A 2,935-nucleotide genomic window follows, 5' to 3' on the forward strand; every position below is an offset into this window, starting at 1 on the left:
TTCGGTTACCAGAACATGAACATGCGGATTAAATTTCAAGTCCCTTCCAAAGGTATGTATTACTGCTATTGCCCCGACTTCATACCCTCTTTTCCTGCCTTTCTCCCGCTACCAATACTGAATTACTTCTGCTGCTTTATCACTCAGGTCTTTTAGCCAATCTCGGTTACGGTAAAACATCACCCTTAATTCTTCTGGAACGGTAAATACCATATGTCTATGCCCTATTTCTAATATCCGTTCTGTTTGTTTTTCTACCCACTTTTCTATATAAACTTTTCCACATCGATTACAAAATCTACTCTTACATGTAAATGCTACTTTCTTTTTCTTGCTCCCGGTACAATTAGTACATATGTATTCTGCATAACCGTACTTTATTTTCTTTCTCATGCGCTCTCATATTTCTACCTTAACACCCTAAGTTATCCACATCAAGCCTTAAAGCATAATTTCCTAAACATTGAAAAAGTACAAATATAGTTGTAAAATATAGTAAAAATTACATAAAATTTTTGTGAGATAATTGGAGGTGTTTGTCAAATGCCGCGCATCGAGAAGCTGAATTGAGAGGAGCTTATTACTATAACCGCAGCACGCACTCACTTCAGTCAAGAGAGAGCAACTCCCGTTCATCGACCGGGCCGTCGGTCGTAAAGGGCGCAGCCACTTCTATCAGCCGAGACCCGCTGAAGGGAACCAAGTATGAATGGGACACACGACATCTCGGGGCCACGGTCCTTTCAATACGAGACACTACGGCCGGTCGTATTAAGGACGGCAAGCCGGTCGGTACTCCCGTCTTTCGAATCGACAAGCCCCATGGCAATCCAAAATTCCCCCATATTAACGTAAAACCGGACAAATTTGGGTTAGATCACAAGCCGATTCCCGAGGCGGCTTACAAGGCGGCCAGTCATGCCGGTGAAATCGCTCAAGGCCTCAAGGGCGCCAGTCGAGCCTTGGTGGCAGCCGGTGCCGCCCTGGATGCCTATGAGATTTATCAGGGTTACAAGGCTGACGGAAACAAGATTGGCGACCATACTAAGCAAGCAGTGGGTCGAGCAGCAGGCGGATGGGCCGGCGCTTTGGCTGGAGCTGAGGTCGGCGGAATGGCCGGTGCGTCCCTGGGTTCGATGATTGTGCCTGGGGTGGGCACGGCTATAGGCGGGTTTGTTGGAGCAGTGGGCGGAGCCGTTGGAGGAGCAGTTGGCGGTTCAAAATTGGGAGAATGGCTGATGAAGCGGTAACAAAGGAGGAACCAATTTATGGGGACGATTTTGCGGAAAAACAGAAATATCACTATGCCGGAAGCACCGATCGAACTGATTTATGAGTTAGATGATCCAATTGCACCGAACTGGATATCGCTCGTGCTTGGAGTTCCCCTAAGACATTCCCAGCACCCAAGCTGGAGGAACCTCGTAGTCGAGCTGATTCAACGTCTCGGCGGTTCAGCACCCCTTGGTCTTTTACTCATTCAGGTTGTGCCAGAGCGAAACTGGTATGGAGATGAAATCGTGGCAGCTGGCGGTCAAGTGCTGGTATGCAGTGAACCCACGAATCAGAAGCTGGTTCGACTTGCAGGATACCTACCTGCCACCAAAGCTAGTTCAGGACTTCTCCGGGATTTTTTATTGGACGAGATTGCCGAGATGGGACTTCTTTACATCAACCTTCTCTCTGAGAGCGACGGGCCTATCCAATACTTTCGAATTGCAACAGAGACAGAACGATTTCCGCCCCTTTGCCAAGGACTTCTGCACCTGGAAGGAGACGGGGGCATTTTAGAGATCAACCTCCCAGGAGAAAAAGACTTCCTCCCTATCGTGACCGAACTCGGCCTCAAATATGGTTTCCAACTTCGCACCCTGCAAGGGCGGGACTGGCCACTATGAGTTTCACTATCTGGTCCGCCCACATTGCTGTGACCAAAAGAGAACAAGAAGTTCCCCTTTCATCAAAGGGCTGTCACAGTGGTCATTCTCATGTACTTGCCCTGATCGTTCTGGAATCTGACTTCGAAGTGGAATTGACACAACGGTGGTACAACGCCGTAGGCCAGACCGTCTATGTACACAGTTGGCTCCAACCACCAATCCCTGAACCCAAAGAGATGGCGGTAGGTATCCAGACCGCTTTGCTGGGTCCCTATGGTGGTATCTGCCTCTTCACGCTGGAAATAAATGGATATTCCGCTATGTCATTGCCGTTCGCGTACCGCCCGTGGGTCATCTATGATCAAAGGGGGCAACTCTCCCTCCAACCAGGAACATTCTTCTTTTAGGCAAACTGACCGCTATCAACCAGTAACGCGGAGTGTGCGGAAGCAATCCGCTCACCTAGGAAAAATCATACGACCCTTTTACCGCAAACTTAGACTGTCTCCGTCTCATGAGTAACTGACTTACATTTACACCGACCGACCAACTTGTAAAGATTACTCCCGCCACTCACAGTTCCGTTAAAAAGGACAGTAGGAATACGCTGATTATAAAGAAACTCCCTTGGTCCCAAAGCAACCGAGGGAGTTTCCGTGTATGTCTGGCATGGAACCTGTCCTGTGTAGAATATGCCCGCACCAATTAATCTCTCGTACAACGTGTTGCTGGGACACAATGTCAACGGCTACGATGAGCGTGGAATCTTTGATGGTGGTAAGTTCGCGATTTTGTGCTATCATGGTGATACAACCTCCTGATATTCGTGGTGCTGTTCAGCTTGACATCCTCACGTTATCAGGAGTTTTTCATTTGCTCAAACCTCCCCATGTTTCATTACAGGAATGCTCCTTCCAAAGAAGATTCATCCACATAGCTTCCCCAATCAGGAAGTCCACAATGATGTCCTGCAATTCCATAAGCTAATATCTTGCCAAGAACACCATAATGCTCGATTACCTCTAACGCTCCAGCTGTAGAGTGGTCAACTTTGC

General features: G+C 48.1%; 5 protein-coding genes. 3 read left to right on the top strand and 2 right to left on the bottom strand.

The genetic code is table 11. The features are described 5' to 3' along the window. Positions 1–69 (bottom strand): transposase (locus B5D20_RS14330; RefSeq protein ID WP_200803519.1); only part of this gene is annotated, 69 nt, incomplete at its 3' end. 39 nt (positions 70–108) lie between these two features. Beyond that, a complete protein-coding gene (locus B5D20_RS14335; protein ID WP_078666699.1) occupies positions 109–393 on the bottom strand; it encodes a transposase zinc-binding domain-containing protein in 285 nt (94 codons plus the stop codon). A gap of 569 nt (positions 394–962) precedes the next feature. Here B5D20_RS14335 and B5D20_RS13755 point away from each other — a divergent pair. From B5D20_RS13755 to B5D20_RS13440, 3 genes are read left to right on the top strand one after another with little or no spacing between them, the layout of a single operon-like run. Then, positions 963–1,250, top strand: coding sequence for a hypothetical protein (locus B5D20_RS13755; RefSeq protein WP_079933026.1), 288 nt, complete (start codon positions 963–965; stop codon positions 1,248–1,250). A gap of 18 nt (positions 1,251–1,268) precedes the next feature. Then, a complete protein-coding gene (locus tag B5D20_RS13435) occupies positions 1,269–1,898 on the top strand; it encodes a hypothetical protein (protein WP_078666701.1) in 630 nt (209 codons plus the stop codon). Further along, entirely contained in the window at positions 1,895–2,287 is a 393-nt protein-coding gene (locus B5D20_RS13440; protein ID WP_078666702.1) for a hypothetical protein, read from the top strand. Before B5D20_RS13435 ends, B5D20_RS13440 begins: the two co-directional genes overlap by 4 nt. Positions 2,288–2,935 lie beyond the last annotated feature (648 nt).

Source organism: Carboxydocella sporoproducens DSM 16521 (genome assembly GCF_900167165.1).
Classification (GTDB): Bacteria; Bacillota.